The sequence below is a fragment of the Escherichia sp. F1 genome (genome assembly GCF_046764225.1).
Classification (GTDB): Bacteria; Pseudomonadota; Gammaproteobacteria; order Enterobacterales; family Enterobacteriaceae; genus Escherichia; species Escherichia coli.
Map to the genome: position 1 here is coordinate 2051818 of NZ_CP177202.1, position 19875 is coordinate 2071692.

The following is a 19875-nucleotide window of genomic DNA, read 5'->3' on the forward strand; positions in this document are numbered from 1 at the left end:
TCCGACAAATGTGTTCAGCGATAGATTAGCTGGCCTGCTTTTTCATCATACTGATAATAAATAACAGTGCCGCACATAGCACCACCGACGGACCCGCCGGCGTATCGTAAAATGCGGAAAAGGTTAAACCGCCAGTTACTGCCACCATTCCCACCAAAACAGCGACACCGGCCATCTGTTCCGGCGTGCGGGCAAAGCGACGCGCTGTAGCTGCAGGAATAATCAGCAGCGAAGTAATAATCAACGCGCCGACAAATTTCATCGCTACACCAATCGTCAATGCCGTCACCAGCATCAACAACAATTTCACGCGCTGTAATTTCACACCATCAACAAACGCCAGATCCGGGCTAATCGTCATCGACAGCAAATTGCGCCATTGCCAGAACAAAATCGCCACCACGATGACCACGCCAATTGCAATAGAGATGAGATCTTCTGGCGTCACTGCCAGCAAATCACCGAACAGGTAAGCCATCAAATCAACACGAATATTAGACATCAGACTAACGACCACCAGGCCCAGCGACAGGGCACTGTGCGCCATAATCCCTAATAACGTGTCGATCGCCAGCTGTGGACGCTTCTCCAGCCATACCAGACCGCCCGCCAGCAGCAGCGTAACGGCAATTACCGCATAGAATGGATTCACGTCCAGCAACAAACCAAACGCGACGCCAAGTAATGAGGCATGAGCCAGCGTATCACCGAAATAAGACATACGACGCCAGACCACAAACGAACCCAGCGGACCCGCGGCACAGGCGAGCATGATCCCGGCTAACCAACCGGGAAATAATAATTCAATCATGAGCGATCATTTCCCCGACGCAAAACAATTCGTCCCTGTAAATCGTGACGATGATTATGATGATGGCGATAGATACCCAGTTGTTCAGCACCACGAGGACCAAACATAGAAATAAACTCCGGATGCAGGGAAACAACTTCCGGTGTACCGGAACAACAAATGTGGTGATTCAGGCAAAGCACTTCATCGGTTTTTGCCATTACCAGATGCAGATCGTGAGAGACCATTAAAACGCCACAATCCAGTTCGCGACGCAACTGGTCAATAAGGTCATATAACGCCACCTGACCATTCACATCCACGCCCTGAGTGGGTTCATCCAGCACTAATAATTGCGGTCGATTTAACAATGCTCGCGCTAACAATACACGCTGTGTTTCGCCACCCGAGAGCTTTTGCATCGGTGCGTTAATCAGATGCCCGGCCTGGACACGTTTCAGTGCAGGCAAAATATCTTCTTTATGTGTGCCAGGGCGTAAGCGTAAAAAACGGTTTACGGTCAGTGGCAACGTGGTGTCGAGATACAGCTTCTGCGGTACATAGCCGATGCGCAGTTTTCCGTTGCGCTTGATAACCCCTTCATCGGGTGTTACCAGCCCGAGCACTACCCGTACCAGTGTCGACTTACCTGCGCCATTTGGCCCAAGTAAAGTCAAAATTTTTCCAGGTTTAAGTTCCAGCGACACATCAGAGAGGACGCGGCGTTGGCCAAAAGAAACCGAGACATTTTCCAGGGAAACCAGACTTGTCATGTTAATTTTAGTCTTGCAGTAGTCATGAAATGTTATAATATCACACTTCTCATATTCATTACGATGATTGGTCGCATTATGTTACATAAAAAAACGCTTCTTTTCGCAGCATTATCCGCCGCTCTCTGGGGCGGTGCAACACAGGCCGCAGATGCTGCCGTTGTCGCTTCGCTTAAACCCGTTGGGTTCATCGCTTCTGCCATTGCTGATGGGGTAACAGAAACGGAGGTTTTACTACCTGACGGCGCTTCAGAACATGATTATTCACTGCGTCCATCAGATGTAAAACGCTTACAGAACGCGGACTTAGTCGTTTGGGTTGGCCCGGAGATGGAAGCGTTCATGCAAAAACCGGTAAGTAAATTACCAGAAGCGAAACAGGTAACGATTGCGCAGCTAGAAGATGTGAAACCGCTGCTGATGAAAAGTATTCACGGCGATGATGATGATCACGACCACGCGGAAAAAAGTGACGAAGATCACCATCACGGCGATTTCAACATGCATCTTTGGCTTTCCCCAGAGATAGCGCGGGCTACAGCGGTTGCAATCCATGGAAAATTAGTGGAACTTATGCCGCAAAGTCGAGCCAAACTTGACGCCAACCTGAAGGATTTTGAGGCACAATTAGCCTCAACCGAAAAGCAGGTTGGTAACGAGCTCGCGCCGCTCAAGGGGAAAGGTTATTTCGTTTTTCACGATGCTTACGGCTATTTCGAAAAACAGTTCGGACTGACACCGCTTGGTCATTTTACCGTTAACCCTGAGATTCAACCTGGCGCGCAGCGTTTACATGAAATAAGAACACAGTTGGTTGAGCAAAAAGCAACCTGCGTTTTTGCTGAGCCACAGTTCAGGCCAGCGGTCGTTGAGAGCGTCGCACGAGGGACATCCGTTCGTATGGGAACGTTGGATCCCCTGGGGACGAATATCAAACTGGGTAAAACAAGCTATTCAGAATTCCTGAGTCAATTAGCCAACCAGTATGCGAGCTGCCTGAAAGGAGATTAATGAGGAAGTGATTACGTGCAACAGATAGCCCGCTCTGTCGCCCTGGCGTTTAATAATTTACCGCGACCACACCGAGTTATGTTGGGGTCGCTCACCGTTCTTACTCTGGCCGTCGCTGTCTGGCGGCCCTATGTTTATCACCGCGATGCCACGCCAATTGTCAAAACCATTGAGCTGGAACAGAACGAAATTCGTTCGCTCTTACCTGAAGCCAGTGAGCCGATTGATCAAGCTGCACAAGAAGATGAAGCCATTCCCCAGGATGAACTGGATGACAAAATCGCCGGTGAAGCGGGCGTGCATGAATATGTTGTTTCCACTGGCGATACGCTAAGCAGCATTCTCAATCAGTATGGTATTGATATGGGTGATATCACCCAACTGGCTGCTGCCGACAAAGAATTGCGTAACCTGAAAATCGGTCAACAACTCTCCTGGACATTAACCGCGGACGGCGAACTGCAGCGCCTCACCTGGGAAGTGTCTCGTCGTGAAACCCGAACCTATGACCGTACTGCCGCTAACGGTTTTAAAATGACCAGCGAAATGCAGCAAGGAGAGTGGGTCAACAATCTGCTGAAAGGTACCGTCGGGGGAAGCTTTGTTGCCAGCGCCAGAAACGCCGGTTTAACCAGCGCCGAAGTGAGCGCAGTGATTAAAGCCATGCAGTGGCAAATGGATTTCCGCAAACTGAAAAAAGGCGATGAATTTGCGGTGTTAATGTCACGAGAAATGCTTGATGGTAAACGTGAGCAAAGCCAACTGCTGGGCGTACGTTTGCGTTCAGAAGGTAAAGATTATTACGCAATCCGCGCTGAAGATGGCAAATTCTACGATCGTAACGGTACTGGTCTGGCGAAAGGATTCTTGCGATTCCCGACGGCGAAACAGTTCCGTATCTCGTCTAACTTTAACCCGCGTCGTACTAATCCGGTGACCGGTCGCGTTGCGCCACACAGAGGTGTTGATTTCGCAATGCCACAAGGTACGCCAGTGCTTTCAGTGGGTGACGGTGAAGTGGTGGTTGCCAAACGCAGTGGCGCAGCAGGTTATTATGTGGCTATTCGTCATGGTCGCAGCTACACCACGCGTTATATGCACTTGCGCAAGATCCTGGTGAAACCGGGACAGAAGGTGAAACGTGGCGACCGTATCGCGCTTTCCGGTAATACCGGACGTTCAACCGGGCCGCATCTGCACTATGAAGTATGGATAAACCAGCAGGCCGTAAACCCGCTGACGGCAAAACTGCCGCGTACCGAAGGGCTGACCGGCTCCGATCGTCGCGAATTCCTGGCACAGGCCAAAGAGATTGTGCCGCAGCTACGGTTTGATTAATTAACATCCATTCGCAGCCGGTACGCAGTCAGTACCGGCTTTTTTATTTGGTGCGGGGCAAGTTGCGCCGCTACACTATCACCAGATTGATTTTTGCCTTATCCGAAACTGGAAAAGCATGGAAACGAAAAAAAATAATAGCGAATACATTCCTGAGTTTGATAAATCCTTTCGCCACCCGCGCTACTGGGGAGCATGGCTGGGCGTAGCAGCGATGGCGGGTATCGCTTTAACGCCGCCAAAGTTCCGTGATCCCATTCTGGCACGGCTGGGACGTTTTGCCGGACGACTGGGAAAAAGCTCACGCCGTCGTGCGTTAATCAATCTGTCGCTCTGCTTTCCAGAACGTAGTGAAGCTGAACGCGAAGCGATTGTTGATGAGATGTTTGCCACTGCGCCGCAAGCGATGGCAATGATGGCTGAGTTGGCAATACGCGGGCCGGAGAAAATTCAGCCGCGCGTTGACTGGCAAGGGCTGGAGATCATCGAAGAGATGCGGCGTAATAACGAGAAAGTGATTTTTCTGGTGCCGCACGGTTGGGCCGTCGATATTCCTGCCATGCTGATGGCCTCGCAAGGGCAGAAAATGGCAGCGATGTTCCATAATCAGGGCAACCCGGTTTTTGATTATGTCTGGAACACGGTGCGTCGTCGTTTTGGCGGTCGTCTGCATGCGAGAAATGATGGTATTAAACCATTCATCCAGTCGGTACGTCAGGGCTACTGGGGATATTATTTACCCGATCAGGATCATGGCCCAGAGCACAGCGAATTTGTTGATTTCTTTGCCACCTATAAAGCGACGTTGCCCGCGATTGGTCGTTTGATGAAAGTGTGTCGTGCGCGCGTTGTACCGCTGTTTCCGATTTATGATGGCAAGACGCATCGCCTGACGATTCAGGTGCGCCCACCGATGGATGATCTGTTAGAGGCGGATGACCATACGATTGCGCGGCGGATGAATGAAGAAGTCGAGATTTTTGTTGGTCCGCGACCAGAACAATACACCTGGATATTAAAATTGCTGAAAACTCGCAAACCGGGCGAAATCCAACCGTACAAGCGCAAAGATCTTTATCCCATCAAATAAAAAAAGCCTCTCGCGAGGAGAGGCTTCCGCCGTGTGATAAGTTCAAGTTTGCTTCAGAAGATTCGAAATCTGTTGAACTATCATTGAACTGTAGGCCGGATGAGGCGTTTTCGCCGCATCCGGCAACGTACTTACTCTACCGTTAAAATACGCGTGGTATTAGTAGAACCCACGGTACTCATCACGTCGCCCTGGGTGACAATCACCAGGTCACCAGACATCAAGTAACCTTTATCGCGCAGCAGATTAACCGCTTCGCTGGCAGCTGCTACGCCGTCATTAGCGCTATCAAAGTGCACCGGCGTAACGCCGCGATAGAGAGCAGTCAGGTTCAGCGTACGTTCATGGCGTGACATGGCGAAAATTGGCAGACCAGAGCTGATACGGGAGGTCATCAGCGCGGTACGACCCGATTCGGTCATGGTGATGATCGCCGTAACGCCTTTCAGGTGGTTAGCCGCGTACATTGCTGACATGGCAATAGCTTCTTCCACATTGTCGAACTGAACGTCCAGACGGTGTTTAGAAACGTTGATGCTCGGGATTTTTTCCGCACCCAGGCAAACGCGCGCCATGGCTGCAACAGTTTCTGAAGGATACTGACCAGCAGCAGTTTCTGCAGAAAGCATCACAGCGTCAGTACCATCCAGAACGGCGTTTGCTACGTCCATGACTTCTGCACGCGTCGGCATCGGGTTAGTAATCATTGACTCCATCATCTGGGTCGCCGTGATTACTGCGCGGTTAAGCTGACGCGCACGACGGATCAACGCTTTCTGAATGCCGACCAGTTCCGGATCGCCAATTTCCACACCAAGGTCGCCGCGTGCAACCATTACCACGTCAGAGGCGAGGATGATGTCATCCATTGCATCCTGGCTGCATACGGCTTCCGCACGTTCAACCTTGGCAACAATTTTCGCATCACATCCTGCATCGCGTGCCAGCCGACGGGCATAGTTCAGATCTTCGCCGCAGCGTGGGAAGGAGACAGCCAGGTAATCTACGCCAATTAACGCCGCAGTCTTAATGTCTGCTTTGTCTTTTTCGGTCAGCGCTTCAGCCGACAAACCGCCGCCAAGTTTGTTGATACCTTTATTGTTGGAGAGGGGACCACCGACGGTCACTTCGGTGAAAACTTTCATGCCCTGAACTTCCAGTACTTTTAACTGAACGCGACCATCGTCCAGCAGCAGGATGTCACCAGGCACAACGTCAGCAGGCAGGCCTTTGTAGTCGATACCGACTTTTTCTTTGTCGCCTTCACCTTTACCCAGGTTGGCGTCGAGCAGGAATTTATCCCCAATATTGAGGAAAACTTTGCCTTCTTTAAAAGTGGATACACGAATTTTGGGCCCCTGGAGGTCACCCAGAATAGCCACATGACGCCCCAGTTTTGCGGCAATTTCACGAACTTTATCCGCGCGCATTTTGTGATCTTCAGGCGAGCCGTGAGAAAAGTTCATACGTACAACGTTGGCACCCGCTGCGATAACTTTTTCAAGATTATTATCGCGATCTGTTGCTGGGCCTAACGTGGTAACGATTTTTGTTCTGCGAAGCCTTCTGGACATGTAATACTCCGTTGACTGAAACAACCAGGTGTTGCTTGAACATGAAATCCGAATGAAATAACGCCGCGATGGCGATAAATTAATCTCATTCGGATGTCGTATAAGATTAGGACAGTGACAGTCGTTTTTAGCGATCGTCACTTAAATTAAGTAACTGCTTATCAAAACGCGATTCCTTCAGCGCTTCCTTGACCCGCTTCAAGTTATCTCTGAATTTTGCACCGCGCCGCAAAGTAAATCCTGTCGCCAGCACATCTATCACGGTCAGCTGTGCAAGTCGAGAAACCATGGGCATATAAATGTCAGTATCTTCCGGTACGTCGAGGGTAATTGCCAGCGTTGCTTCCCGGGCGAGCGGGGTACCCGCAGAGGTGAGGGCAATTACCATAGCGTCGTTTTCGCGTGCCAGCTGCGCCAGCTCGACCAGATTTTTTGTTCTTCCAGTATGAGAAATCAGCACCACCACGTCTCCGTCGCTACAATTCATACAACTCATGCGTTGCAGCACAATATCATCGGAGTACACCACCGGAACATTAAAACGAAAGAACTTATTCATCGCATCGTGGGCAACGGCGGCTGAAGAACCTAATCCGAAAAAGGCGATTTTTTTTGCCTGAGTGAGCAAGTCGACGGCGCGGTTGATGGCAGATTTATCCAGTGAATGACGGACATGATCGAGCGTTGCCATTGCGGACTCAAATATTTTCCCCGTGTATGATTCAACGCTGTCATCTTCATTGACGTTGCGATTAACATAGGGAGTGCCATTCGCCAGACTTTGTGCCAGATGAAGTTTAAAATCAGGAAAACCGCGTGTGTCCATGCTGCGACAGAAACGATTCACCGTCGGTTCGCTAACATTGGCTTCCAGCGCCAGAGCAGCAATACTCGAATGGATCGCGTTATCGGGCGAAGCCAGAATGACCTCGGCAACTTTGCGCTCAGATTTGCTCAAATGTTCCAGCTGAGACTGGATTTTTTCCAGCATATTCATGATGTAAAGAGACTCACGGGTTATGACGATTTCCGCACTGAAAGAAATCGAAATGCAGTTTTGTCAGATATTACGCCTGTGTGCTGTGTTAATGACAAAAGCAGATAAAAAAGTTGTTATTTTTTTTCATAACATGATCAGTGTCAGATTTTTACCCAATGGAAAACGATGATTTTTTTATCAGTTTTGCCGCACTTTGCGCGCTTTTACCGTAATCGCACGGGTGGATAAGCGTTTACAGTTTTCGCAAGCTCGTAAAAGCAGTACAGTGCACCGTAAGAAAATTACAAGTATACCCTGGCTTAAGTACCGGGTTAGTTAACTTAAGGAGAATGACATGGCGGTAACGCAAACAGCCCAGGCCTGTGACCTGGTCATTTTCGGCGCGAAAGGCGACCTTGCGCGTCGTAAATTGCTGCCTTCCCTGTATCAACTGGAAAAAGCCGGTCAGCTCAACCCGGACACCCGGATTATCGGCGTAGGGCGTGCTGACTGGGATAAAGCGGCTTATACCAAAGTTGTCCGCGAGGCGCTCGAAACTTTCATGAAAGAAACCATTGATGAAGGTTTATGGGACACCCTGAGTGCACGTCTGGATTTTTGTAATCTCGATGTCAATGACACTGCTGCATTCAGCCGTCTCGGCGCGATGCTGGATCAAAAAAATCGTATCACCATTAACTACTTTGCCATGCCGCCCAGCACTTTTGGCGCAATTTGCAAAGGGCTTGGCGAGGCAAAACTGAATGCTAAACCGGCACGCGTAGTCATGGAGAAACCGCTGGGGACGTCGCTGGCGACCTCGCAGGAAATCAATGATCAGGTTGGCGAATACTTCGAGGAGTGCCAGGTTTACCGTATCGACCACTATCTTGGTAAAGAAACGGTGCTGAACCTGTTGGCGCTGCGTTTTGCTAACTCTCTGTTTGTGAACAACTGGGACAATCGCACCATCGATCATGTTGAGATTACCGTGGCAGAAGAAGTGGGGATCGAAGGGCGCTGGGGCTATTTTGATAAAGCCGGTCAGATGCGCGACATGATCCAGAACCACCTGCTACAAATTCTTTGCATGATTGCGATGTCTCCGCCGTCTGACCTGAGTGCAGACAGCATCCGCGATGAAAAAGTGAAAGTACTGAAGTCTCTGCGCCGCATTGACCGCTCCAACGTGCGCGAAAAAACCGTACGCGGGCAATATACTGCGGGCTTCGCCCAGGGCAAAAAAGTGCCGGGATATCTGGAAGAAGAGGGCGCGAACAAGAGCAGCAATACAGAAACCTTCGTGGCGATCCGCGTCGACATTGATAACTGGCGCTGGGCCGGTGTGCCATTCTACCTGCGTACTGGTAAACGTCTGCCGACCAAATGTTCTGAAGTCGTGGTCTATTTCAAAACACCTGAACTGAATCTGTTTAAAGAGTCGTGGCAGGATCTGCCGCAGAATAAACTGACTATCCGTCTGCAACCTGATGAAGGCGTGGATATCCAGGTACTAAATAAAGTTCCTGGCCTTGACCATAAACATAACCTGCAAATCACCAAGCTGGATCTGAGCTATTCAGAAACCTTTAATCAGACGCATCTGGCGGATGCCTATGAACGTCTGCTGCTGGAAACCATGCGTGGTATTCAGGCACTGTTCGTACGTCGCGATGAAGTGGAAGAAGCCTGGAAATGGGTAGACTCCATTACTGAGGCGTGGGCGATGGACAATGATGCGCCGAAACCGTATCAGGCCGGAACCTGGGGACCCGTTGCCTCAGTGGCGATGATTACCCGTGATGGTCGTTCCTGGAATGAGTTTGAGTAATATCTGCGCTCATCCTTTATGGTTATTTTACCGGTAACATGATCTTGCACAGATTGTAGAACAATTTTTACACTTTCAGGCCTCGTGCGGATTCACCCACGAGGCTTTTTTTATTACACTGACTGAAACGTTTTTGCCCTATGAGCTCCGGTTACAGGCGTTTCAGTCATAAATCCTCTGAATGAAACGCGTTGTGAATCATCCTGCTCTGACAACTCAATTTCAGGAGCCTTTATGAACCCACAATTGTTACGCGTAACAAATCGAATCATTGAACGTTCGCGCGAGACTCGCTCTGCTTATCTCGCCCGGATAGAACAAGCGAAAACTTCGACCGTTCATCGTTCGCAGTTGGCATGCGGTAACCTGGCACACGGTTTCGCTGCCTGCCAGCCAGAAGACAAAGCCTCTTTGAAAAGCATGTTGCGTAACAATATCGCCATCATCACCTCCTATAACGACATGCTCTCCGCTCACCAGCCTTATGAACACTATCCAGAAATCATTCGTAAAGCCCTGCATGAAGCAAATGCGGTTGGTCAGGTTGCAGGCGGTGTTCCGGCGATGTGTGATGGTGTCACCCAGGGGCAGGATGGAATGGAATTGTCGCTGTTAAGCCGCGAAGTGATTGCGATGTCTGCGGCGGTGGGGTTGTCCCATAACATGTTTGATGGTGCGCTGTTCCTCGGTGTGTGCGACAAGATTGTCCCGGGTCTGACGATGGCAGCCCTGTCGTTTGGGCATTTGCCTGCGGTGTTTGTGCCGTCTGGACCGATGGCAAGCGGTTTGCCAAATAAAGAAAAAGTGCGTATTCGCCAGCTTTATGCCGAAGGTAAAGTGGACCGCATGGCACTACTGGAGTCAGAAGCCGCGTCTTATCATGCGCCGGGAACATGTACTTTCTACGGTACTGCCAACACCAACCAGATGGTGGTGGAGTTTATGGGGATGCAGTTGCCAGGCTCTTCTTTTGTTCATCCGGATTCTCCGCTGCGCGATGCTTTGACCGCAGCAGCTGCGCGTCAGGTTACACGCATGACCGGTAATGGTAATGAATGGATGCCGATCGGTAAGATGATAGATGAGAAAGTGGTGGTGAACGGTATCGTTGCACTGCTGGCGACCGGTGGTTCCACTAACCACACCATGCACCTGGTGGCGATGGCACGCGCGGCCGGTATTCAGATTAACTGGGATGACTTCTCTGACCTTTCTGATGTTGTACCGCTGATGGCACGTCTCTACCCGAACGGTCCGGCCGATATTAATCACTTCCAGGCGGCAGGTGGCGTACCGGTTCTGGTGCGTGAACTGCTCAAAGCAGGCCTGCTGCATGAAGATGTCAATACGGTGGCAGGCTTTGGTCTGTCTCGTTATACCCTTGAACCATGGCTGAATAATGGTGAACTGGACTGGCGGGAAGGGGCGGAAAAATCACTCGACAACAATGTGATCGCTTCCTTCGAACAACCTTTCTCTCATCATGGTGGGACAAAAGTGTTAAGCGGTAACCTGGGCCGTGCGGTTATGAAAACCTCTGCCGTGCCGGTTAAGAACCAGGTGATTGAAGCGCCTGCGGTTGTTTTTGAAAGCCAGCATGACGTTATGCCGGCCTTTGAAGCGGGTTTGCTGGACCGCGATTGTGTCGTTGTTGTCCGTCATCAGGGGCCAAAAGCGAACGGAATGCCAGAATTACATAAACTCATGCCGCCACTTGGTGTATTATTGGACCGGTGTTTCAAAATTGCGTTAGTTACTGATGGACGACTCTCCGGCGCTTCAGGTAAAGTGCCGTCAGCTATCCACGTAACACCAGAAGCCTACGATGGCGGGCTGCTGGCAAAAGTGCGCGACGGGGACATCATTCGTGTGAATGGACAGACAGGCGAACTGACGCTGCTGGTAGACGAAGCGGAACTGGCTGCTCGCGAACCACACATTCCTGACCTGAGCGCGTCACGCGTGGGAACAGGACGTGAATTATTCAGCGCCTTGCGTGAAAAACTGTCCGGTGCCGAACAGGGCGCAACCTGTATCACTTTTTAAGACGACAAATTTGTAATCAGGCGAGAGAAAACTCTGATGAAAAACTGGAAAACAAGTGCAGAATCAATTCTGACCACCGGCCCGGTTGTACCGGTTATCGTGGTAAAAAAACTGGAACACGCGGTGCCGATGGCAAAAGCGTTGGTTGCTGGTGGGGTGCGCGTTCTGGAAGTGACTCTGCGTACCGAGTGTGCAGTTGACGCTATCCGTGCTATCGCCAAAGAAGTGCCTGAAGCGATTGTGGGTGCCGGTACGGTGCTGAATCCACAGCAGCTGGCAGAAGTCACCGAAGCGGGTGCACAGTTCGCAATTAGCCCGGGGCTGACCGAGCCGCTGCTGAAGGCTGCTACCGAAGGGACTATTCCTCTGATTCCGGGGATCAGCACTGTTTCCGAACTGATGCTGGGTATGGACTACGGTTTGAAAGAGTTCAAATTCTTCCCGGCTGAAGCTAACGGCGGTGTGAAAGCCCTGCAGGCGATCGCGGGTCCGTTCTCCCAGGTCCGTTTCTGCCCGACAGGTGGTATTTCTCCGGCTAACTACCGTGACTACCTGGCGCTGAAAAGCGTGCTGTGCATCGGTGGTTCCTGGCTGGTTCCGGCAGATGCGCTGGAAGCGGGCGATTACGACCGCATTACTAAGCTGGCGCGTGAAGCTGTAGAAGGCGCTAAGCTGTAAAAGTCAAAATGCCCGATCCTCGATCGGGCATTTTGGTAGCGTTTTTCGCCGGGGTTAAGCTTGTACTTTTATCTGTGCTGCGGCGTGCTTTGCGCGCTCAATCGCTTCATCAACACTCTCTGCAGTAGCCAGTGCCACCCCCAGACGACGGCTGCCATCAATTTCCGGCTTACCAAATAAACGAATCTGCAAACCTGCGCCTACGGCATTCTGCACATTATCAAACGTGACATTCTGACTGGTCAGTTGTGGCAGGATAACGGCAGAAGCTGCAGAACCATACTGACGGATCCCGCCAACCGGAAGTCCGAGGAAGGCTCGCACATGCAGGGCAAACTCCGAGAGATCCTGAGAAATTAACGTCACCATCCCGGTATCATGTGGGCGAGGGGAGACCTCACTGAAAATCACCTCATCACCACAGACAAACAGCTCGACACCAAACAGCCCATAACCGCCCAGTGCCAGCACCACTTTACGGGCAATCTCCTGCGCACGTTCCAAAGCCAGCTGGCTCATTTGCTGTGGTTGCCAGGATTCACGATAGTCGCCATCTTCCTGGCGATGACCTACCGGTGCACAGAAATGGACGCCATCCACCGCGCTGACGGTTAGCAGGGTAATTTCGAAATCAAACTTAACGACGCCTTCAACAATTACGCGGCCCGCACCGGCGCGACCGCCTTGCTGAGCGTACTCCCATGCATGAGCAAGTTGCTCTGCAGAACGAATAAACGTCTGCCCCTTGCCGGAGGAACTCATCACCGGTTTAACAATGCAGGGATAGCCGATTTCAGCAACCGCCTCGCGGAAAAGGTTTTCGTTATCGGCAAAACGATAAGTGGAAGTGGGCAGCTGCAGCTCTTCTGCCGCCAGGCGACGGATACCCTCGCGATTCATCGTTAATTTCGTTGCGCGCGCGCAGGGGACAACATTCAGTCCTTCCTCTTCAAGTTGGATCAGCATATCGGTGGCAATAGCTTCGATCTCCGGCACGATATAATGTGGTTTTTCCAGTTCAACCACACGGCGTAATGCATCACCATCAAGCATATTAATGACATGGGAGCGATGCGCGACATGCATGGCTGGTGCGTCGGCATAGCGATCAACGGCAATCACTTCTACGCCGAGACGCTGACACTCGATTGCCACTTCTTTACCCAGTTCACCGGAGCCTAATAACATCACGCGAGTTGCTGCCGGACGCAGCGCAGTGCCTAATAACGTCATAACGAATATCCCCTGATTAATTCCGCGCGCAGTATAAACGAAAACGTTTGCGCGTGTCTTTATTGCTGATGTTGATTTCCCAACCGAAAAGAAATATACTGTATAAAATCACAGTTATTATGAGAGGCTGCAAATGGCGGTTGAAGTTAAATACGTAGTCATTCGTGAGGGCGAAGAGAAAATGTCGTTTACCAGCAAAAAGGAAGCCGATGCTTATGACAAAATGCTTGATACGGCGGATCTGCTTGACACCTGGCTGACAAATTCTCCAGTGCAAATGGAAGACGAGCAACGTGAAGCCCTTTCGCTATGGCTGGCAGAACAAAAAGATGTGCTGAGCACCATTCTGAAAACCGGCAAATTACCGTCCCCACAGGTCGTCGGTGCTGAATCCGAAGAGGAAGATGCCTCACACGCGGCCTGAAGCAACTTGCGCTCCTGACAATTTGTACCATGCTTTCTCCTGAATCATTGTGCTATGGAGAAAAACATGAAAAAAAGAGGGGCGTTTTTAGGGCTGTTGTTGGTTTCTGCCTGCGCATCAGTTTTCGCTGCCAATAATGAAACCAGCAAGTCGGTCACTTTCCCAAAGTGTGAAGGTCTGGATGCTGCCGGAATTGCCGCGAGCGTAAAACGTGATTATCAACAAAATCGCGTGGCGCGCTGGGCAGATGATCAAAAAATTGTCGGTCAGGCCGATCCCGTGGCTTGGGTCAGTTTGCAGGACATTCAGGGTAAAGATGATAAATGGTCAGTACCGCTAACCGTGCGTGGTAAAAGTGCCGATATTCATTACCAGGTCAGCGTGGACTGCAAAGCGGGAATGGCGGAATATCAGCGGCGTTAATGGCTTCTGATAATTCGATTGACCGTTGGCGGATGCGGCGCGAGTGCCTTGTCCGCCCCACAACGCACCACAATCGTAGGCCTGAGAAGACGCAACAGCATCGCATCGGGCAATCAGCATCAAACAATGCCACTCAAAACGACAAACTACTTTCACCTAAAATACCCTTATCACCTGATATACAGTAAATACCTTACCTGGCGCGAATTTCTTTGAATAACGGCCTACCGCCCCGCTTATTTGCGCATCTTTTGTCTCGATATACATTTTCTGACATCCTCATCCGCTATGCTACAGGCACTAAAAATGGTTATTGAGGAGCAAATATGGCTAACTGGTTAAATCAACTGCAATCCCTGCTTGGGCAAAGCAGTTCTTCTACCTCCTCGTCTGCGGATCAGGGATTGGGCAAACTGTTAGTGCCAGGCGCATTAGGCGGACTGGCTGGGCTGCTGGTCGCAAATAAATCAGCACGTAAACTTCTTACGAAATATGGCACCAACGCGTTACTGGTTGGCGGCGGAGCGGTAGCGGGTACGGTGCTGTGGAATAAATACAAAGATAAAATTCGCGCGGCGCATCAGGACGAACCGCAGTTTGGCGCGCAAAGTACGCCGCTGGATGAGCGTACGGAACGTTTGATCCTTGCGCTGGTCTTTGCCGCTAAAAGTGATGGTCATATTGATGCCAAAGAACGTGCGGCAATCGATCAGCAATTGCGTGAAGCCGGTGTGGAAGAACAGGGGCGTGTACTCATTGAGCAGGCAATCGAACAACCGCTGGATCCACAACGCCTGGCTACCGGGGTCCGCAATGAAGAAGAGGCGCTGGAAATCTATTTCCTGAGCTGCGCGGCTATTGATATTGACCATTTTATGGAACGCAGTTACCTGAATGCACTGGGTGACGCGCTGAAAATCCCCCAGGACGTTCGTGAAGGCATTGAACGCGATCTCGAACAACAAAAACGCACTTTGGCGGAATAATTCCGCTCTCTGGATAGCCTGAAGTTGACTATTTCGGGCTATCCAGAACCGCACAGCCATTTGAGCAGGCTGATTTTCTCTGTCTGCATAACATTCGATATCCGCGCCATTACCTGTCATCATGTGACTGCTCCCCGCCCTGTCGGGCGAGGCTTCCCACTTCTTAAGCCGCAACCGTCTGTGTGACGGATTTACGCTGGCCTCCATGGGCAGAAACGACGAGTCCCGCCGCTTGTAATTCCAGTATGCCCTTGCGTTTGATGTTGAGCGCCGCGTTGATATCGCGGTCATGTTCAACTCCACACTCTGGACACTGCCAGATGCGCTTATGTAATGGCATCTCCGACATTTTGTGACCGCAGCAGTGGCAGGTCTTCGAACTGGCGAACCATTGATCCAGTTTCACCAGATGCACACCTTTCTCTGTTGCTTTGTATTCCAGTTTTGTGATGAATCCAGACCATCCAGCATCGCCTATCGCACGAGCCAGATGGTGATTTTTCATCATATTTGCCGTTTTCAATGTCTCGACAATTACCGCTTGGTTTTCGTCAACAATTGCGCGAGATAACTTGTGCTGGAAATCGGCACGGGCACTGGCTACCCGTTCGTGAACGGCTGCAAGTTGTATTCTGGCTTTGCGCCTGTTTGCGCTCCCTTTTTTCTTACGGGACAGTGCTTTCTGCTTCCGGCGAAGGTTGCGACTTGCATTGATTAGGTGGCGGGGACTGGCAATTTTATTGCCGTCCGATTTGATGACAAAATGCGCCAGCCCCATATCCAGCCCTGTCACATTTGATATCAGTGCGGGCTTTGCCGGCGCTTCCATCCCGTCGTCACAGAGTAACGACGCGTAGTATTTCCCGGTTGCGCTGCGGCTCAACGTGATACTTTTCAGCATTCCCGTAATTTCACGATGTAAACGCGCTTCAATCGGCAAGATTTTCGGTATTTTTATCGCAGCATCAAGGACTTTTATGCCAACACAATGGTAGCTCGATTGTCTGCCGTGTTTACTTTTAAAGGTAGGTTTACCTGCTTTCAGTTTCGGATTGAAAAAGTTAGAAAAAGCCACGTCGAGGTTAATTACCGCCTGCTGCAACGCAATAGAATCATATTCTTTAAGCCATCCATACCGGCGGGATTTCTTCGCCACTGCAAGCAGTGGTTTGAGGTCTTTACGCGGGTTTAAATTTACGCGGTGCCGCTGGTAAGAATGTTTCTTGATATGCAGAGCTTTGTTGTACGCAAAACGCACTGCACCGAACTGGGCGTTGATAAATTCAGCCTGTTCTGGTGTCGGGTAGATGCGTACTTTTGTTGCTCTTAACATAATCAGCGCTCATTGATATAATGCTTTTATTTTAACACTTTAGGTAAATATATCAATTGAGTAATCATGATGATTTACTGGCGGGATTTCTCCGCAAACGACACAGTGTCAGTAAGCTGGTTGTGCACCTTATTTTTACGACAAAGTATCGACGCAAACTATTCGACAGTCAGATGATCGCTCAGTTGCGTGAGGCTTTTGGCTCCGCTGCGGCAAAGCTTGAATGCGAAATTATTGAGATGGACGGGGAGCCAGACCATGTACACCTGCTGGTTGCCTACCCGCCAAAACTGGCGGTCAGTGTGATGGTCAATAATTTAAAATCGGTATCATCACGTTTGCTACGCCAGCAGAACGCGCATTTACGTATGCAGAGTAAAACGGGGCTTTTGTGGTCGAGATCGTACTTTGTCTGTAGCACCGGAGAGGCAACGATTGAAACGCTCAGAGCCTACGTTCAGAGTCAGTCAACACCTGATTGATCTTTAAAGCCCTGCGGGCTTTTCGCCTTATATCCCCGCCCGCATTGGGCGAGGGTTTACGGCGTTTTTCGCTAAGCAATGACTACCCTGTTTCGCTTGCATCTCCGGTGAGTTTTGCCACCCTTATAAGATGTTTCAACCAGAAAGAACAATAACATGCTACCAAAAGCCGCCCGCATTCCCCACGCCATGACGCTTCATGGCGATACGCGCATCGATAATTACTACTGGCTGCGGGACGATACTCGTTCTCAGCCGGAAGTCCTGGACTACCTGCAGCAAGAAAATAGTTACGGTCATCGGGTGATGGCCTCGCAACAAGCCTTGCAGGATCGCATCTTAAAGGAAATCATCGACCGCATTCCGCAAAGAGAAGTTTCTGCTCCCTACATCAAAAATGGCTACCGCTATCGGCATATTTATGAACCAGGCTGTGAATATGCTATCTACCAGCGTCAATCGGCGTTCAGTGAAGAGTGGGATGAGTGGGAAACATTGCTCGATGCCAACAAGCGCGCGGCTCATAGTGAGTTTTATTCGATGGGCGGAATGGCGATTACGCCCGATAACACCATTATGGCACTGGCAGAAGATTTTCTTTCCCGACGCCAGTACGGCATTCGCTTTCGTAATCTGGAAACAGGTAACTGGTATCCGGAACTGCTGGATAACGTTGAACCCAGCTTTGTCTGGGCAAATGACTCCTGGACTTTCTACTATGTTCGCAAGCATCCGGTGACGCTGCTGCCTTATCAGGTCTGGCGTCACGCCATCGGTACGCCAGCATCGCAAGATACACTGATCTACGAAGAAAAAGACGATACCTATTATGTCAGCCTGCATAAAACGACGTCGAAGCACTATGTAGTCATTCATCTGGCCAGCGCCACCACCAGTGAAGTTCGCCTGCTGGACGCGGAAATGGCCGATGCCGAGCCGTTTGTTTTTCTGCCGCGCCGCAAAGATCACGAATACAGCCTTGATCACTACCAGCATCGGTTTTATCTGCGTTCCAACCGCCACGGCAAAAACTTTGGCTTATACCGTACCCGTATGCGTGATGAGCAACAGTGGGAAGAGTTAATTCCGCCACGCGATAACATTATGCTGGAAGGGTTTACGCTGTTTACCGACTGGCTGGTGGTTGAAGAGCGTCAGCGCGGGTTAACCAGTTTGCGCCAAATCAACCGCAAGACCCGGGAAGTCATTGGCATTGCCTTTGATGATCCGGCCTATGTGACCTGGATTGCCTACAATCCAGAACCTGAAACCGCGCGATTGCGTTATGGTTATTCTTCCATGACCACACCAGACACTTTGTTTGAACTGGATATGGATACCGGTGAGCGTCGTGTATTAAAACAAACAGAAGTGCCCGGTTTTGATGCGGCGAATTACCGCAGTGAACACCTGTGGATAGTCGCCCGTGATGGCGTCGAAGTTCCGGTTTCGCTGGTCTATCATCGCAAACATTTTCGCAAAGGACACAACCCATTGCTGGTGTATGGCTATGGTTCTTACGGCGCAAGTATTGATGCCGATTTCAGTTTTAGCCGCTTGAGTTTATTAGATCGTGGATTTGTCTACGCCATTGTCCATGTTCGCGGCGGCGGTGAGCTGGGGCAACAATGGTACGAAGACGGTAAATTTCTGAAGAAGAAAAATACGTTTAATGATTATCTTGATGCCTGCGATGCATTGTTAAAACTGGGCTATGGCTCTCCTTCGCTTTGTTATGCGATGGGCGGGAGTGCGGGGGGCATGTTGATGGGCGTTGCAATTAATCAACGCCCGGAATTATTCCACGGCGTTATCGCCCAGGTACCGTTTGTTGATGTTGTAACAACGATGCTTGATGAATCAATTCCTCTTACCACTGGTGAGTTTGAAGAGTGGGGGAATCCGCAGGATCCGCAATATTACGAGTATATGAAAAGCTACAGCCCGTATGACAACGTCACCGCACAGGCTTATCCACATTTACTGGTAACGACCGGTTTACACGATTCTCAGGTGCAATATTGGGAACCGGCAAAATGGGTCGCTAAATTGCGCGAGCTGAAAACCGATAACCATCTTTTATTGCTCTGTACCGACATGGACTCAGGCCATGGCGGTAAATCTGGCCGCTTTAAATCGTACGAAGGCGTAGCGATGGAATATGCTTTTCTGGTCGCGCTGGCGCAGGGAACATTACCCGCTACGCCTGCGGATTAGGTATTTTCCAGATAATGTTTCAGTGTTAAACGCAGCTCCGGGCTCATGCTGTCCAGGTTATTAAACAACCAGCGCAGATAGCCCGGATCGCGTTCGGCAACGTCGGAAACCGCTTTGCCACGGTATTTGCCAAAGGTGAAGGTCGTCATCAACGACGGACGTCCGGTGATATCGGCCATCTGTTCTGCCGTCCAGCCGGAGGTGTTCATAATATCGATAAGCAACGCGGCGGTGATATAACAGTCATACAACGCGCGGTGATGATGCAGGCCCGGCGGCGTCTGTACATTGAGCTTCCGTGTTTTATATAACGCCATATTGCTGTACTTGATCCCTGGCCACAAACGACGGGCCAGTTTCATAGTGCAAATCCACTCACCGGGCATCTCAGGCAGTACGCGGCGGTCAAAGCTGGCGTTGTGCGCGACATACCATTCACTACCGTAATAGTGTGGGATCACATCTTCAATCCACGGTTTATCGGCGACCATGGCTTCGGTGATGCGGTGAATCGCCATCGCTTGTGGACTAATAGGACGATCGGGGCGCACCAGGTGGCTCATGGGGTTGACGATTTTTCCGTCAATGACATCAACAGAGGCAATCTCAACGATCCCTCCCTGCAAACCGCAGGTTTCTGTATCGATAATGCGCAACATGGCATGCT

At 50.5% G+C, this 19875-nt stretch carries 18 protein-coding genes; 11 read left to right on the forward strand and 7 right to left on the reverse strand.

Annotated elements, in window-relative coordinates; genetic code table 11:
• Positions 1-25 precede the first annotated feature (25 nt).
• Positions 26-811, reverse strand: coding sequence for a zinc ABC transporter permease subunit ZnuB (znuB, locus tag ACK8NJ_RS09895; RefSeq protein WP_000571478.1), 786 nt, complete (start codon positions 809-811; stop codon positions 26-28).
• On the reverse strand, positions 808-1563 hold the full coding sequence (gene znuC / locus ACK8NJ_RS09900) for a zinc ABC transporter ATP-binding protein ZnuC (protein ID WP_000202996.1): 756 nt from the start codon (positions 1561-1563) through the stop codon (positions 808-810). The genes znuB and znuC overlap by 4 nt, the downstream gene beginning before the upstream one ends.
• Before the next feature lie 78 nt (positions 1564-1641).
• Here znuC and znuA point away from each other — a divergent pair, with 78 nt between their 5' ends.
• The 3 genes from znuA (at position 1642) to lpxM (ending at position 5002) form a co-directional block, all read left to right on the forward strand.
• Entirely contained in the window at positions 1642-2574 is a 933-nt protein-coding gene (gene znuA, locus ACK8NJ_RS09905; RefSeq protein WP_271388126.1) for a zinc ABC transporter substrate-binding protein ZnuA, read from the forward strand.
• A 15-nt stretch (positions 2575-2589) separates the two neighbouring features.
• Positions 2590-3912: a murein DD-endopeptidase MepM gene (mepM, locus tag ACK8NJ_RS09910; RefSeq protein WP_001184045.1), complete on the forward strand. Its 1323-nt coding sequence runs from the start codon at positions 2590-2592 to the stop codon at positions 3910-3912.
• Positions 3913-4030: 118 nt separating this feature from the next.
• A complete protein-coding gene (gene lpxM, locus ACK8NJ_RS09915) occupies positions 4031-5002 on the forward strand; it encodes a lauroyl-Kdo(2)-lipid IV(A) myristoyltransferase (RefSeq protein ID WP_000448381.1) in 972 nt (323 codons plus the stop codon).
• Between the two features lie 131 nt (positions 5003-5133).
• Here the strand turns inward: lpxM and pyk are convergent, their stop codons facing one another.
• Together pyk and hexR are read right to left on the reverse strand one after the other, a co-directional pair.
• Entirely contained in the window at positions 5134-6576 is a 1443-nt protein-coding gene (pyk, locus tag ACK8NJ_RS09920) for a pyruvate kinase (protein WP_000091148.1), read from the reverse strand.
• Positions 6577-6703: 127 nt separating this feature from the next.
• Positions 6704-7573, reverse strand: a complete 870-nt coding sequence (gene hexR, locus ACK8NJ_RS09925; RefSeq protein ID WP_001056694.1) for a DNA-binding transcriptional regulator HexR — start codon at positions 7571-7573, stop codon at positions 6704-6706.
• Between the two features lie 337 nt (positions 7574-7910).
• On the opposite strand from hexR, the gene zwf reads away from it, so the two are divergent.
• From zwf to kdgA, 3 genes are all read left to right on the forward strand, one after another.
• Positions 7911-9386 carry a glucose-6-phosphate dehydrogenase gene (zwf, locus tag ACK8NJ_RS09930; RefSeq protein ID WP_000301727.1) on the forward strand — a complete coding sequence of 492 codons (1476 nt, stop codon included), beginning with the start codon at positions 7911-7913 and terminating at the stop codon, positions 9384-9386.
• 234 nt (positions 9387-9620) lie between these two features.
• Positions 9621-11432, forward strand: coding sequence for a phosphogluconate dehydratase (gene edd / locus ACK8NJ_RS09935; protein ID WP_411962397.1), 1812 nt, complete (start codon positions 9621-9623; stop codon positions 11430-11432).
• Between the two features lie 36 nt (positions 11433-11468).
• Positions 11469-12110 (forward strand): bifunctional 4-hydroxy-2-oxoglutarate aldolase/2-dehydro-3-deoxy-phosphogluconate aldolase, encoded by a 642-nt coding sequence (kdgA, locus tag ACK8NJ_RS09940; protein ID WP_000800512.1) that lies wholly within the window; start codon positions 11469-11471, stop codon positions 12108-12110.
• 54 nt (positions 12111-12164) lie between these two features.
• Here kdgA and purT read toward each other — a convergent pair whose 3' ends face one another.
• Positions 12165-13343: a formate-dependent phosphoribosylglycinamide formyltransferase gene (gene purT / locus ACK8NJ_RS09945; RefSeq protein ID WP_411962399.1), complete on the reverse strand. Its 1179-nt coding sequence runs from the start codon at positions 13341-13343 to the stop codon at positions 12165-12167.
• A 133-nt stretch (positions 13344-13476) separates the two neighbouring features.
• Between purT and yebG the strand changes: the two genes are divergently transcribed.
• The 3 genes from yebG (at position 13477) to ACK8NJ_RS09960 (ending at position 15176) form a co-directional block, all read left to right on the forward strand.
• Positions 13477-13767, forward strand: coding sequence for a DNA damage-inducible protein YebG (gene yebG / locus ACK8NJ_RS09950; protein ID WP_000257738.1), 291 nt, complete (start codon positions 13477-13479; stop codon positions 13765-13767).
• A 66-nt stretch (positions 13768-13833) separates the two neighbouring features.
• Entirely contained in the window at positions 13834-14190 is a 357-nt protein-coding gene (gene yebF, locus ACK8NJ_RS09955) for a protein YebF (RefSeq protein ID WP_001295500.1), read from the forward strand.
• Between the two features lie 326 nt (positions 14191-14516).
• Positions 14517-15176, forward strand: a complete 660-nt coding sequence (locus tag ACK8NJ_RS09960) for a tellurite resistance TerB family protein (protein WP_000024746.1) — start codon at positions 14517-14519, stop codon at positions 15174-15176.
• 163 nt (positions 15177-15339) lie between these two features.
• Here ACK8NJ_RS09960 and ACK8NJ_RS09965 read toward each other — a convergent pair whose 3' ends face one another.
• Positions 15340-16509 (reverse strand): RNA-guided endonuclease InsQ/TnpB family protein, encoded by a 1170-nt coding sequence (locus ACK8NJ_RS09965; RefSeq protein WP_086200743.1) that lies wholly within the window; start codon positions 16507-16509, stop codon positions 15340-15342.
• A 56-nt stretch (positions 16510-16565) separates the two neighbouring features.
• Between ACK8NJ_RS09965 and tnpA the strand changes: the two genes are divergently transcribed.
• Complete coding sequence (tnpA, locus tag ACK8NJ_RS09970; protein ID WP_000064873.1) at positions 16566-16991, forward strand: IS200/IS605-like element ISEc46 family transposase; 426 nt, start codon at positions 16566-16568, stop codon at positions 16989-16991.
• A 156-nt stretch (positions 16992-17147) separates the two neighbouring features.
• Positions 17148-19208 carry an oligopeptidase B gene (ptrB, locus tag ACK8NJ_RS09975; RefSeq protein WP_000936963.1) on the forward strand — a complete coding sequence of 687 codons (2061 nt, stop codon included), beginning with the start codon at positions 17148-17150 and terminating at the stop codon, positions 19206-19208.
• On the opposite strand, the gene exoX is transcribed toward ptrB, so the two are convergent.
• Positions 19205-19867, reverse strand: coding sequence for an exodeoxyribonuclease X (gene exoX / locus ACK8NJ_RS09980; protein ID WP_000944256.1), 663 nt, complete (start codon positions 19865-19867; stop codon positions 19205-19207). The two genes, ptrB and exoX, sit on opposite strands and share 4 nt — an antisense overlap.
• Positions 19868-19875 lie beyond the last annotated feature (8 nt).